This is a genomic window from Salinispora goodfellowii (genome assembly GCF_059570675.1).
In genome coordinates this window covers 313,233-326,294 of record NZ_JCANTD010000003.1, presented here as the reverse complement: position 1 = coordinate 326,294, position 13,062 = coordinate 313,233, and the positions used below count along the sequence as shown (strand labels likewise).

The following is a 13,062-nucleotide window of genomic DNA, read 5'->3' as shown; positions in this document are numbered from 1 at the left end:
ACCCGTGCCTCGATGGGCTTGAGGTCATCGCACCGGCCGCGACCCCGGATCGGCCTGCGCCGCACTTCGGGGCTCTCGGTTATGGCCACCACCGGGGAGGCCCTCTCCCGCGTGACCCGCCGGCCGCCGCTGCTCGCCGCGGGCGAGCTGCACTTCCTTCGTTCTCACCCGCTACCGGACGCCTCCCGGGCCCGCAGTCAACTGGGCTGGCAGACCACCGACGTACCGGAGGGCTTCGCCCGCGCCCTGCGGCACTTCGACGTGCTGCCCCAGCCCAATCCCACCCACGGTGGATGAGTTGCGCGAAGAGCTGACGCGGTGCTGCCCTTGATCGGGTAGCCCGCCTCTCCCGTCGTCGTTACGCCTCGGCCCAGACGGCCAGCTCGTTGCCGCTCGGGTCGGTGAAGTGGAACCGACGCCCGCCCGGGAAGTCGTATGGGCCGTTGACCACGGTGCCGCCGGCCTCGGTCACCGCCTGGACCGACTTTTCCAGGGCGGTCGAGAACAGTACGACCAGTGGGCCGCCCGCCCGCACCTGCGGGTCCTGCCGCAGCCCGCCCACCTCTGGTGCGGACTCGCCGTGCGGGCTGCGGATACCGGCATATTCCGGCCCGTAATCGGTGAACTGCCAGCCGAAGGCCTCGCCGTAAAACCGTTTCGCCTCCGCGAGGTCGGTGACGGCGAACTCAACGTAGTCGATGGCGTGCTGTCGGTTTGTCACAGAATCGGTCATGCATCAGATCATGCCCGGTGGGTACGACCAACTCGTGGACGCGAACCCATCCACACCGTCCCGCCGTCGAATGCGGCCAGCACAAACGTTACCCAGCGCAGAGGTCGCCCGTACGACTAACGTGCCGGGTGGCAATTCGTGGGTCGGCCGTTGCCCGGCGTCATAGCGGGTGAAGTGGTGCAGGGCGGTGAAATCGGGCACCGATTCGATCGAGTTCCTCGCCGTTCCCGGATCGGCGGGTCATCGCCGGGCCGTCGTCCGTGCAACAATTCGTTCGGATTCAATGACGAGGTTCCTGGGAGTCGATGGTGCAGTGCGCGAACTGCGGCAATTATATTGATCCGGCAAAGGGTGAGTGCGAGTGCGGCACTCCGTTGCCGCAGCCAACCGGAGCGGAGGTGCCCGGCCAGCGGCCGGCGCAGCCGATCTCCGTCCCGCCGCACAACGTCAAGCCGGCCCGGGGGCAACGGCTCTTCGCCCGTCCCCCTGGCTATCCGACCTTCGTCTCCTGGCTGGTGACCGGCGCGTTCCGGGACCGGCGTGGTGCGCTCGGCGCGTTCATCGCCGCCTGGTTCAACCTGCCGCTCGCCGTGTTCCTCGGCGGTTTGGGGATCGTGTACGGCGGGATAGCTGGCTACCTTGGCGGGTTTACCAGTGGCAATGAATTCGGCCCCGATTTCCTCGCCGAGGTTCCCCTGCTCGGTCCGGTGCTCAGCGGTGCCGCGCTTCAGGTGGGCGGTGTGCTCGGGCTTCTGGTCGGCGTGCTGCTCGGCTGCCTGGCCGGGTTGGTCGGCGGCTTGTTCGTGCCGTGGTCTCTGGTCACCACCGAGCCGGGCTATGCCGTCGGCTACTTCGTCGCCCAGACCATCGTCGCGATTCTCCTCAGCCTGCTCTACACCAGCTACGGAATCGCTACCGAAGGATGGCGGTTCCGGGCTGCCGGCTACCGCGAACCAAGCCGTCGAGAAAGGGAACTACTCCAGCCGATCCTGGTCGACTGCGCGACACGGCTGCAGCTCGACGCGTACCCCAAGCTGCTCATCGATGACAGCCACGATCCGCACGCGGTCAGCGGGACTCGACACGTGGTGATCAGCCGCGGACTGCTCGACGAGTTCGACTACGCGCCCGAGCCGATCGCCGCGGTGCTGTGCCACGAGCTGACGCACTGGCGCAACGCCGACCCGGTGTCCGGCCTCTTCGTGCGCGGGCTCGGCCTGCCGCTCTACCTCGCCTACGCGTTGGTCACGTGGCTGCGACGGAAGTTCCGGCACCCGATCCTCTCCCTCGTCCTGGCGCTCAGCGCCTGGCCGCTCCTGCTGACCGTCCGGTACGTCGTCATGCCGACGCAGGCGGCGGGGAACCGAGCCGCCGAATACCTGGCCGACCAGGGCGCGATCTGGGCGGGGCACCACCTCGGGCTGCGGCAGGTGTTGAGCCGGATCCAGGGAGGATTCGACGGAGCCCGCAATGGGTGGGAACACGCTGTCTGCGCCAACCACCCCCCGAGTGAGCTGCGGTTGGAGCGTGCCGAGGCACCCGGTGTTGACTACCCGCTGCCCGACCGAGACTCGCCGGCACGTCCGCTTCCGGTGGTCGTGTCCAGCTCATCCCGTGACTGAGCCGACGGCGGAGAGGCAGCGATGACGACGATTCATGCCTGCGTGACGTGCCGGACCGTGCTCCTTCCGGGCCAGCAGGGGTGCCTGCGATGTGGTCTCCCGACCGCCGAGCAGACGCAGGAGTGCCCCACCTGTCACCGTCTCACCGGGGTGGACGCGCGGTTCTGCCCCGCCTGTGGGCAGCGGCTGGGGCAGCGGTCGCCGATGCCCGCCGTTGAAGCGGCGACGGCGACGACGCCCGGCGCCGACCCAGCTGCCCCGTTGCCGCCGCCCATCGTGTTTGCCAAGGTGCGCAACCCCAATCGCTGGCTGTACCGGCTCACCGGCGTCGGTCTGGCCGTGCTGTTGGCCGGTATTGCCGGCCTCTACGTGGTCCAAAGCATCTTCTACACCCCCGAGCGGGTGGTGGCGGAGTACTTCTCCGCGCTCTCCGAGCGGGACTTCGCCACCGCGCGCTCGCTCCTGGAGGAGCCGTCCGGGGACGGCCCGAACGATCCCGGGAAGCTACCGCTGATCCCCCTGAACGCGTCGTACCAGCCGCCGTCGGCGGCGGAAGTCACCTCGATCGAGGAGCCGAACGAGATCCAGCTGGCGGGCGTTCCGGCCGGGACGGAGCGGGCTGACTGGCGGTTCGCCGGCGTCACGTACCGGGTGGGCGACCGTACCTATCGGGAAGTGTTGTATCTGCACCGGCAGAAACGGAAGGAACTGGGTGTTCTGGATGGCTGGTTGATCTACGGCGGGGTTAATGAGCTGACCGTATCGGCCTGGCAGAACAGTCCGAGCGTGCTCATCAACGGGCAGGTGGTGCCAGCTCGCGAGGGGCGCGCGATTGCCCGCGTCTTCCCTGGTGTCCATGAGGTGGGAGTGGCTGACGACCCACTACTCCAGGCCGGGCTGGTGTCTGCGGAGGTTGGCCTGCTGAGACCGCGTGAGGCGAGGCTACGGCCAACGGTCCGGGACTCGGCGCGCAGCGCGGTCGAAAGTCAGGTGAAGGCGTACCTTGACAACTGTGCTGAGAGCACCGACCCGTCGCCGGCGGACTGCCCCTTCTCCTGGACCGCAGTCGATTCTTCACAATCTGTGCAATGGGCGATCGAAACGTATCCGGAGCTCGACTTCGATATCTATGAGGGTCAGGTCGGCGTCACCGGTTGGACGGGACGTGTCAACGTGGCATGGGTCGGCTACGACGGGGTGGAGATGGATTACGACATCGGCTTCTCCGTCACCGGTTGGGCCAGCTTGATCGGTGGTCAGGTGACTTTCGACCACGACTGATGTCACCAGCAGTCCAGTATGGATGATGCCGGTTTCGTCTCCGCGTTGCCAAACTGGCGTGGGTCGGGAATAGGCTGATTCGCCGCCCCTGTCGTTGCCGGGGCGGGGGGTCCGGAAGGGACTTGTTCGGCCTGACCTACTGGGTTAATGTGTACAGTCGACCTAGATTTACTTCCCGGGGGAGTGGCTTCACGTGTCACGTTGGAAAAAGTTGAGCGCCCTGGCAGTCGCGGCCGTTACGGCGGTTTCGATGACTGCCTGCGGACCGAACGACTCCACGGGAGAGTCGGGTGCGCTGGAGCAGCTCACCGATGACGTCTCTGGCTCGCTTCAAGCGGCGGCCGACAAGGCCAAGGAAACCGAATCGGTGCGAGCGGACGTGGTCACTTCGGGAGGTGCCGCAGATTCTGAGTTGCAGATAACGATGAACTTCCGTGGCGCGGTCAGCTTCGAGATGGTCGGCGACATGGTCGGTGAAGACGTCACCATGCGCATGGTTGACTCCGCGCTTTACACGGTGAATTCCCCGGAGGATCGGGAGCTCTACGGCGGTAAGCACTGGACCAAGATCGACCTCAACGCGTCGCCCGCAGGTGACGTGGGCGTGGATCAGATGTTGCAGGAATCCGACCCATCAAGGCAGATCGAGGCGCTGCTGGAGTTGGAGGGCGTCACCGCCGTGGGTGAGGAGACGGTGGATGGGATCCGCACGGTCCAGTACACCGTCACCACCACCCCCGAGGAACTCGCCGAGGCGCAACCGGAGGGGTCAGCAGAAGACTCGGACCTGTCGGCTGCTGGGGACGCTCTCGGTGTCACCGAGGTAACGCTCGATGTCTGGATCGACGAAGAGTACCTACTCCGTCGGTTCCGCTTGGACACGGGCACGGCGGGCGTGACGACGGCTGACTACTACGACTACAACGAGCCCGTGCAGATCGAGGCGCCCCCGGCAGCGGATGTTGTCGACCTGGAGGATCTCTTTACGGACCTTGAGGGCTCCTTCGCGGAGATCGAGGATGCCATGAAGGAGATCGAAGACCTCACTGGTGGCAACTGAACGGGATCGCCCTAGCTGATCGTCGTACCCCGCCCGGCCGGTCTCCCCGGCCGGGCGGAGTCGTTGCGGCCCCTGCCCGGGGTGCCGGACGGTCGAGCCTGGACCGGAAATCGGCCCACGGTCCACCATCGCCAGGCCATCGGCGAGCGCCCCGCGGCGTCAGTCGACCGAGGGCAGCGACGGGCCAAGGACATCGTCGGCGTCCACGATCGTGTAGGCGTACCCCTGCTCGGCGAGGAAGCGTTGGCGGTGGGCGGCGTACTCGGTGTCGATCGTGTCCCGGGAAACCACCGTGTAGAAGTGCGCCTGCCGGCCGTCGGCCTTGGGCCGGAGCACCCGACCGAGCCGCTGCGCCTCCTCCTGCCGGGAGCCGAACGTGCCCGACACCTGGACCGCCACCGCCGCCTCCGGTAGATCGATCGAAAAGTTACCCACCTTCGAGATCACCAGGGTGCGCAGCTCACCGGAGCGGAATGCGTCGAAGAGCCGCTCCCGCTCCCGGTTCGTGGTTGACCCCTGCACGATCGGCGCGTCCAGATACTCCCCCAGCTGGTGCAGCTGGTCGATGTACCCGCCAATCACCAGGGTCTGTTCGCCCGGGTGTCGGTCGAGTAGCGCCTTCACCACCGGCAGCTTGGTCCGGGTCGTCGCCGCCATCCGGTAGCGCTCCTCGGCCTCCGCCATCGCGTACGCCATCCGCTCGGCCTCGGTGAGCGTCACCCGTACCTCGGTGCACCGGGCCGGTGCGATCCAACCCTGCTGTTCGATGTCCTTCCACGGCGCGTCATATCGCTTCGGACCGATCAGACTGAACACGTCCCCCTCCCGACCGTCCTCGCGAACCAGGGTGGCCGTCAGCCCCAGTCGGCGACGGGCCTGAAGGTCGGCGGTGAACCGGAAGATCGGTGCGGGCAGCAGGTGAACCTCGTCGTAGACGACCAGACCCCAGTCCCGTGCCCCGAACAGGTCCAGGTGGGTGAACGCGCCGCCGCGCCGGGAGGTCAACACCTGGTACGTGGCGATGGTGACCGGACGGATCTCCTTGCGCTCCCCCGAGTACTCGCCGATCTCCGCCTCGGTCAGCGACGTGCGGGCCACCAACTCCCGTTTCCACTGCCGCCCCGCCACCGTGTTCGTCACCAGGATCAGCGTGGTCGCCTTCGCCTCAGCCATCGCCGCCGCCCCGACCAGGGTCTTCCCCGCGCCGCAGGGCAGCACCACCACGCCCGACCCGCCGGCCCAGAACGCCTCCACCGCCTCCCGTTGGTAGGAGCGCAGCGTCCACGGCTTTCCGCCGTCCCCGCCAGCCTCGGCCAGCTCGATCGGGTGGGCCTCACCATTGACGTACCCGGCCAGGTCCTCGGCCGGCCAGCCGAGCTTGAGCAGCGCCTGCTTGAGCCGCCCGCGCTCGGACGGATGCACCGCGATGGTGTCGTCGTCGAGCTTCGTGCCGAGCATCCCGGCGAGCTTCTTGCTCTTGGCGACCTCGATCAGCACCACCCGATCCACGGCCCGCAGCACCAGGCCGTGCGTCGGGTCGTTGATCAGTTGCAGCCGGCCATACCGGTCCATCGTCTCGGCCACGTCAACCAGCAGGGCATGGGGTACCGGATAGCGGCTGTACGTGATCAGCGCGTTGACCACGCCCTCGGCGTCGTGCCCAGCGGCCCGGGCGTTCCAGAGGCCCAGTGGGGTCAGCCGGTACGTGTGTACATGCTCCGGTGAGCGTTCCAACTCGGCGAACGGCGCGATCGCCAACCGGCAGGCCTGCGCATCGGGATGCTCGATCTCCAACAGCAGGGTCTTGTCCGACTGCACGATCAGGGGTCCACCACTCACGTGAGTGCCTCTCTTGATCTTCGGATGTCGGTCGTCGTGCCGGGCGTGGGGCCACGGGACGACCATCCAGTGTTGCACGCTCCGCCCCGGATCTTGGATTTTTGGGCGCACCATGCAACCTGACGGGGTGCTGGTACGTCTTGCAGGGTGACAACCAATGCGGGCGGGTCTCACATTTCTGGTTCCGGACTGCCTTCCGGATTCTGCCCGCACGGCTGTCACGCTGGTCGGCGCCGGTGCGTACGCGTTCGATCCGCGGCCGAGGGCGGCGGGGCCGGAGGTCCGCGTCGACCGGGCGGCGGAGTCGCCAACGGGGGCGGGCGCAACGCCCGGGCCGGACCGGCCGGTGGTGGTGCTGGCCCACGGCCACGGTGAATGTCACCCTGGACCCTCGGAGCTCGTCGATGGCGGGGAGGGCGGAATGACCGTCGACCAGGATGTGATGACTGAGACGCCGCGGAGACCTGATCCGCCTGTCTCCGCCGGCACCATGGTCGCCTACGTGGCCGGCGGGGTGCTCCTGTTCGGTTGGTTCCTGTTTGGTCTGCTGGTGCAGCGGCAGGGCCTCGTGGACTCGGTCGGCGAGACCGCCGGTACGGCGTTTGGTCTGCTGTTGGTGGTCGCGGTGGTCGGTACGTTCCGCCGCGATCGGCGCTGATCCGTTGGTCCTCTGCCGCGCGATCGGCCCTGGCCTGGCAGGGTGTTCAGTCCGCCAGCACCGCTGCTGCCACCCGGTGTAGGGCGAAGGTGTGCAGCATCTCGGTCCGCTCGTCTTCCGCCCGTAGGTAACCGGCCCCGATCGACACCGGCCGGACCAGCCGGGAGGCGGTCGCCCCGTGCGCGTCGACATACCCCACCCAGACCAGCGCCTTGTCCCGAACCGCTTGCTGGAGTACGGCCAGCGCGTCGGTGTGGCGGTGCGCGGCTCCGGCGCCCTCCTGGCCGCGGAGCGACGCCGGTGCCCGCTGCGCGGCCCGGGTGGCGGCGTCACCCCGCCGGATCTGCTCGACCATGCCGAGGAGCCGGGGCATCGGGAGCCTCGGGGCGGTGACCGGGTCAACGATCCGGGCGGCGGTGCCCGGCGAGCGCGCCGGTGCCCGGCGGGCCCTGGGCCGGGTGAGTACCGCCGCACCGGTGGCGTCCTCGGGCACCGGTGCGTAGCCAGCCTCGCGCAGCGTGGCGAGCATCCGGTTGACCGGGCCCGGCGTGACGAGCACGGTCGGCGCGAGCCGGCGGAGCGCCAGCACCTCCAACCGGCGGTCGGCGAGTACCTCGCCGAGCAGCGCCTCATCGTCGCTGCGTAGGTACGCCCCGGTGGCGCCGACCCGTAGCCCGCCGTGCCGGCGGGCGACGTCGTCGACCAGGTAGGTGAGCCCCTGCGGCACCGGGGTCCGCGAGCGCCGGGCGAACAACCCGTGTAGGTCGGCTGCCGAGTAGCCGGCGTCCAGCGCCCGCCGGACACTTGCCGGGGTCACCCGGTGCACGCTGGCCCCACCGGCCGACTCGTGCTCGGCCACCACGTCCAGTTCGGCGGCGAGGGTCGGGTCAGCCGGTCCCGGTACGACGACGGTCAGATCGGCCTGCACCAGGAAGTGGTCAACCGGGGCGGGCAGCAGCCCGTCCAGCGCCCGTACCGCCGTTGACGGCTCGCCGTCGGCGTGCAGGCCCAGCGGGTCGTCCGCGCCCCGCTGCTCGCTGGCGGTGGTGTCGGCGAGCAGCAGCCGCCCGTACGAGGTGAGCGCCCCCAGCCCGGTCACGCCCAGCGTGGCCGCCTCGGTCAGCACCTCCCGGTGTGCCGCCTCCCGTCCCCGGCTGCGCCGGGGCGCTCGCCAGTCCAGCAGCTCCAACACCTCGTCCGGGGTGGGTGCGGTCGCCGGCTCCAGGTCGGCGAGGACACCGAGCGCCGCCTGCCGGGCGATCGGCGCCCCAGCACGTTCCGCCTCGGGGGAGAGCACCGTGATCGGGCGGTCCCGGTCGTCGCGTTGGCCGACCAGCCCGGGTTGTCGGGTCATCGTCAGCCAGGCCCGGGCCAGCTGCTCCCACCGTTGCGCCAGCGAACCGGCGCGCCAGGCCTCGTACCCGGCGCTCGGCAGCACCTGCTGCTCGGCGCCGGCCCGGGGTGCGGCGACCCCGGGCGCCTCCAACTCCCCGGTTAGTCCGGCGGCGTGCGCCGCCTCCAGCAGCAGTGCGGCGGTCGGTTCGTCCAGGCCGAGGGCGCGGGCCAGCCGGCGCAGGTCGCGGACGCCCAGGCCGCCGGAGCGAAGCACCGAGGCCGGCTCCGCGGCGAGCTGTTCCAGCAGCGCCTCGGCCTGGCGGACCACCTCCATGGTCTGGCCGGCCCCGGCTGAGTCGACCGCCTTCGGTTCCCGGGGTGGGGCCGCGACCGGTGGCGGGTCGGTGGGCAGGGGGCCGAGCGAGCCGGTGTCCCGGCGGAGCAGGAGCCCCACCTCCCGGGGCAGCTCGACAGTCCCGGGGCGGCCGCCCCCACCGGTGGTGACCGAAACCAGGAGCCGGTGGTCAACCAGCCAGCGCACCGGTGAGCCGGTGGGTGCGCCGCCGTTCGTGGGGTCCGGCGGCAGGGCATCCTCGGCGCCCAGGGGCAGGGCCTGCAACGCCCCCGGTGGCACGCTGCCGACCGGCGGACCGGCGGCGAGTCGATCCAGGATGGCCCGCGCCGACGGCGGTGCCGAGAGCAGGGTGCGCCGCAGCTTCGCCGGGTCCGCGCAGAGGGCCGCCGCCCGCGAGTCCAGCTCCGCTGCCGGCCGGCCCAGCCCCGCAGGGTACGGGGAGACTTCGTCGATGCCGCCGATCACGTGTAGCCGTTCGTCGGGTCCGTACAGCAGCAGGCGGGATCGGAGCAGTCGCACCGCTTCGCGGACGGCGGCCGGGTCGGGCGGGCACACGTTGGCCGCGGCCATGGCGAGGATCACGTCGAGGCTGGTCGTGTCGGCCGCTGCGGCGCGGGTGAGTCGGGCGGCGTCGAGGACCTGAAGCGTGAACCGGTCCAGGCTGTCCAGCACGCGGGCCACCGACACCCGGGACTGGGCTCGGAGGGCGAGCGCGGCGAGGTCGCTGGGGACCGGTACGACCAGGTCCGGCCGCCGCTGGAGCAGGGCCGCGAGCTCCTGGTCGGGCAGCGCACGCAGGTGGTCGGCGAGTGAGTTGGTCATCGTCTTTCCACGCTAGCCCGGCGGGTGCCCGCTCCGCCCCTCGGTCGGCCAGTCGCCCTCACCGCATCGGTGACCGCCGTACCGGTGGCAGCCGCGGCGGGGTGGAGCCGGTGCGCGATGATCTCACTGGATTCCCAGCGGCGCCCGACGCCGTGGTCCGGCTAGCCTTAGAGCAGTAGACGTCGTGAGTGAAGCAGAGGTTTTCAAGTGCCGACGGGTCGAGTGAAGTGGTACGACGCGACCAAGGGATATGGGTTCGTCACCAGTGACGAGGGCGGCGACGTGTTCCTGCCCAAGGCGGCGCTTCCGGCGGGTGTCACCGACCTCAAGGGTGGGCAGCGGGTCGACTTCAGCGTGGTCGACAGCCGTCGTGGCACCCAGGCGATGGGGGTCAAGCTGTTGGAGGCCCCACCGTCGGTGGCGGAGCTGCGTCGTCGCCCGGCGGAGGAGCTGCACGGCCTCGTCGAAGACATGATCAAAGTTCTGGAGGCAAAGGTGCAGCCGAACCTACGCCGAGGCCGGTTCCCGGACCGGAAGACCGCGCAGAAGATCGCTCAGCTGGTCCACGCGGTCGCCCGCGAGTTGGAGGTCTGAGGCACCAGGCCGGCGTCGGCGGCCCGGCCCAGCAGCGCGTTGACGGCGGCGGACCCGGCTGCACCCAGGTCGGCGGTGAACTCGTTCACATAGAGGTCGATGTGCCGCTGGACCACGTCGGGCTCCATCTCCTGCGCGTGCCTCAGCACGTAGTCGCGGCTGGCCGCCGGGTCCGCCCAGGCGCGGTGGACCGACTCCCGGATCCATCCGGTGGCGGCCTCGGGGTCCACGCTGCCGCGGCGGGCGAGAATCGCGCCGAGCGGGATCGGGAGGCCGGTGTCGGCCTCCCACCACTGGCCCAGGTCGACCAGGGCGGTCAGCCCGTGCCGGGGGTAGGTGAACCGGGCCTCGTGGATCACCAGGCCGGCGTCGTAGCGACCGGCGGCGACCCCCGGCATGATCTCGTGAAACGGCACCACCTCGATCCGGGCGGGTGGCCGCCCGGCTGACCAGAGCCGGAAGAGCAGGTAGGCCGTGGTCCGGTCGCCGGGTACGGCAACCGTGGCCCCGGAGAGGTCGGCCCGGTCTGGGACCCCGGTCACCCGGCTGCCCGAGCCCTCGGGTGCCGCAGCAGGGGCGAGCGTCGGGTCGGGTCGGGTCAGCACCAGGGGTCCGCAGCCCCGGCCGAGTGCTCCACCGCAGGGCAGGAGGTGGTAGTCCTCGAGCAGCCACGGCAGCGCCGCGTAGCTCACCTTCACCAGGTCGAACGCGCCCCGCTCGGCGGCCGTGTTGGTCACGTCCACGTCGGCGTAGGCCACCGTGACCGCGGGGGCGCCGGGGACCTGCCCGTGCACCAGCGCGTGGAAGACGAACGTGTCGTTGGGGCAGGGCGAGATCGCCAGCGAGAGCGTCACGCACCTACGGTAGCCCCGCGGTATCGCCGCTCCTGGCCGGCCTTGTGGCAGTGGCCAAGATCCGGCATTGTCCGGTGGTCCAGATCCGCGTCCTCGCCACCGGAGGCACCAAACTGCCCACCTCGTACCTGCTCTGGCTCGTCGGGATCCTCGCCTCGTTGCTGGGCAACTCGCTGTTCTACTTCGCCCTCGGTTGGCAGGCGAGTGCGCATGGCGGCGCCATCGCCGGGCTGGTGCTCACCGCCATCACGCTGCCGCGGGTGCTGCTGCTCCTGATCGGTGGGGCCCTCGGGGACCGGGTGAGCGCACGCCGAGTGCTCATCATCGGCGACGCGGCGATGCTCGTCTTCTCGGTCGCCCTGGCGGCGGCGGCCTACCACCTTGGCGCGCCGCCCTGGTTGTTGCTTACCGCCGGGGTCGCGGTGGGGGTCGCCGATGCCTTCTATCTGCCAGCGTCCGGGTCGATGCCGCGACGGCTGGTCCACCCGGACCACCTGCCGCGGGCCCTGGCGCTACGTCAGGCCGGCGGTCAGTTGGTGGCCGTGAGCGGCGGTCCGCTCGGCGGGGTTCTCGTCGGGTTGGCCGGGCTGGCGGGGGCCGCCCTGGTGAACGCGGTGACCTTCGCCGCGGTACTGATGCTGCTGATCGTCATCCGGCCGCGGTACGGTGGCCCGCCACCGCCCGCGGGCAGTGGGGTTGTCCGCGACGCCTTCGACAGCTTCCGCGTCGGCTTTCGTGATCCGCTTCTGCGCCCCGGGTTGACGATGACCGGGGCCGCGGCGGCGTTCCTGCTTCCGGTGTTGTCGTTGCTGGTCCCGCTGCTCGTGCGGGCGGAAGACTGGGGAGCCGCGGCTGCCGGTCTCATTCTTGGGGCGCAGAGCATCGGCATGCTGGTCGTCACCCTGGCTGTCGCGCGCCGGGGCCCGCTTGGCCGGCCCGGTCTTCTCTCCGCCTGGGGCCTGTTGGCAGCGAGCACCGGTGTCCTCGGACTGGCGCTCTCGCCCACCGCCGCTGTTGCCGTCGGCGCGGCGCTGGTGTTGGGGCTCGGGAGTGGCCTCTTTGCCGCGCACATCGGGCCCCTGATCCTGGGGACGACCCCGGAGACGCACCTGTCCCGTATTCAGGCCCTGCTGGTTCTGGTGCAGAGCCTGGCTTCGTTGGTCATGCTCAATGTGCTCGGCGCTGTCGTCGAACACCGTGGTGCGGTGGTGGCGGTCGTGGTCTGCGCGGTGGCCACCGGCGGCGTCGGGCTGTTGGCGCTCTTGTCCGCGCCGCTGCGTACCACTCGGGTCGGGCTTCCGACAGTCCCGGTCAACCGGTGAACGTTCGAGTGGCGTTGCCCGAGCGGCACATGAACGTTCGAGTGGCGTTGCCCGAGCGGCGCAACCGGTGGTGCTGCCCGGCCACGTTACGGAGCTCCCGCCTCCGGCGTGGCCTCGTGCCCCCGCAACCCGTGGGTACGGCGCCGCTGCTTCATCTCCGCCTCGTAGATGTGCCGCCGCCCGCCGGCCAGGCGCTCCCGTGCGTCCCGTTCGATCTCCTGGAACGTAGCGTAGTAGCCGTCGTCGAACTCCTCCACGACCTGGAACGTCCACCGTCCGGGTAGCACGTTGCGGCCCAGCAGCTCGTGCTCGACCCGGTCGGCAAGGTCGTCGTGCCCAGCCTCGCGGAGCAGCCCTACCACCCGGTCGAGGGTGAGATCTGCTCCCCCGATGAGCTGGTGTGCCGAATACAGGTGACCACGTGCTCGGTGGACCGTCTCCAACGCCCCGCTCAACTCGCCCAGTGCGTCGACGGTGACGTCATCGACCCCTGCTGGCCGGGAGTGTTCCGCGTCCACCGATCTGTCCTTATTTGACATGTGATCGACTACCCTTAAACGGTGGGATCGTACCCAGTTGCTGCGTCG

Annotated in this window: 11 protein-coding genes and 1 pseudogene; 7 read left to right on the top strand and 5 right to left on the bottom strand. The window is 70.0% G+C overall.

Annotation, left to right across the window (positions count from 1 at the left end):
• Positions 1–81: 81 nt before the first annotated feature.
• Positions 82–297, top strand: a pseudogene (locus tag T398_RS06365) (NAD-dependent epimerase/dehydratase family protein); the annotation flags it as partial.
• A 61-nt stretch (positions 298–358) separates the two neighbouring features.
• Here T398_RS06365 and T398_RS06360 read toward each other — a convergent pair.
• On the bottom strand, positions 359–733 hold the full coding sequence (locus T398_RS06360) for a VOC family protein (protein WP_496445419.1): 375 nt from the start codon (positions 731–733) through the stop codon (positions 359–361).
• A 308-nt stretch (positions 734–1,041) separates the two neighbouring features.
• Between T398_RS06360 and T398_RS06355 the strand changes: the two genes are divergently transcribed.
• The 3 genes from T398_RS06355 (at position 1,042) to T398_RS06345 (ending at position 4,696) form a co-directional block, all read left to right on the top strand.
• Positions 1,042–2,355 carry a M48 family metalloprotease gene (locus T398_RS06355; protein ID WP_496445456.1) on the top strand — a complete coding sequence of 438 codons (1,314 nt, stop codon included), beginning with the start codon at positions 1,042–1,044 and terminating at the stop codon, positions 2,353–2,355.
• A 21-nt stretch (positions 2,356–2,376) separates the two neighbouring features.
• On the top strand, positions 2,377–3,636 hold the full coding sequence (locus tag T398_RS06350) for a zinc ribbon domain-containing protein (RefSeq protein WP_496445418.1): 1,260 nt from the start codon (positions 2,377–2,379) through the stop codon (positions 3,634–3,636).
• Positions 3,637–3,829: 193 nt separating this feature from the next.
• A complete protein-coding gene (locus T398_RS06345) occupies positions 3,830–4,696 on the top strand; it encodes an SCO4651 family lipoprotein (RefSeq protein WP_496445417.1) in 867 nt (288 codons plus the stop codon).
• Positions 4,697–4,855: 159 nt separating this feature from the next.
• Here the strand turns inward: T398_RS06345 and T398_RS06340 are convergent, their stop codons facing one another.
• Positions 4,856–6,535: a DNA repair helicase XPB gene (locus T398_RS06340; protein WP_496445416.1), complete on the bottom strand. Its 1,680-nt coding sequence runs from the start codon at positions 6,533–6,535 to the stop codon at positions 4,856–4,858.
• A gap of 421 nt (positions 6,536–6,956) precedes the next feature.
• Here T398_RS06340 and T398_RS06335 point away from each other — a divergent pair, with 421 nt between their 5' ends.
• On the top strand, positions 6,957–7,193 hold the full coding sequence (locus T398_RS06335; protein WP_018222559.1) for a hypothetical protein: 237 nt from the start codon (positions 6,957–6,959) through the stop codon (positions 7,191–7,193).
• A 46-nt stretch (positions 7,194–7,239) separates the two neighbouring features.
• On the opposite strand, the gene T398_RS06330 is transcribed toward T398_RS06335, so the two are convergent.
• On the bottom strand, positions 7,240–9,705 hold the full coding sequence (locus T398_RS06330) for a helicase-associated domain-containing protein (RefSeq protein ID WP_496445415.1): 2,466 nt from the start codon (positions 9,703–9,705) through the stop codon (positions 7,240–7,242).
• Between the two features lie 207 nt (positions 9,706–9,912).
• Here T398_RS06330 and T398_RS06325 point away from each other — a divergent pair, with 207 nt between their 5' ends.
• The gene (locus tag T398_RS06325; protein WP_026322528.1) at positions 9,913–10,299 is read left to right on the top strand and encodes a cold-shock protein; all 387 of its coding nucleotides are present in this window, start codon (positions 9,913–9,915) and stop codon (positions 10,297–10,299) included.
• Here the strand turns inward: T398_RS06325 and T398_RS06320 are convergent.
• Positions 10,260–11,153, bottom strand: coding sequence for a 1,4-dihydroxy-6-naphtoate synthase (locus T398_RS06320; protein WP_496445414.1), 894 nt, complete (start codon positions 11,151–11,153; stop codon positions 10,260–10,262). The genes T398_RS06325 and T398_RS06320 overlap by 40 nt on opposite strands.
• 74 nt (positions 11,154–11,227) lie before the next feature.
• Here T398_RS06320 and T398_RS06315 point away from each other — a divergent pair, with 74 nt between their 5' ends.
• Positions 11,228–12,475 carry an MFS transporter gene (locus tag T398_RS06315; protein ID WP_496445413.1) on the top strand — a complete coding sequence of 416 codons (1,248 nt, stop codon included), beginning with the start codon at positions 11,228–11,230 and terminating at the stop codon, positions 12,473–12,475.
• A gap of 86 nt (positions 12,476–12,561) precedes the next feature.
• Here the strand turns inward: T398_RS06315 and T398_RS06310 are convergent, their stop codons facing one another.
• Entirely contained in the window at positions 12,562–13,014 is a 453-nt protein-coding gene (locus tag T398_RS06310) for a hypothetical protein (protein WP_496445412.1), read from the bottom strand.
• Positions 13,015–13,062: the final 48 nt, after the last annotated feature.

Excerpts from the sequence above, each read along its gene's own strand:
- T398_RS06360 (WP_496445419.1), bottom strand. The coding sequence starts at position 733 with ATGACCGATTCTGTGACAAACCGACAGCACGCCATCGACTACGTTGAG.
- T398_RS06350 (WP_496445418.1), top strand. The coding sequence starts at position 2,377 with ATGACGACGATTCATGCCTGCGTGACGTGCCGGACCGTGCTCCTTCCG.
- T398_RS06335 (WP_018222559.1), top strand. The coding sequence starts at position 6,957 with ATGACCGTCGACCAGGATGTGATGACTGAGACGCCGCGGAGACCTGAT.
- T398_RS06330 (WP_496445415.1), bottom strand. The coding sequence starts at position 9,705 with ATGACCAACTCACTCGCCGACCACCTGCGTGCGCTGCCCGACCAGGAG.
- T398_RS06310 (WP_496445412.1), bottom strand. The coding sequence starts at position 13,014 with ATGTCAAATAAGGACAGATCGGTGGACGCGGAACACTCCCGGCCAGCA.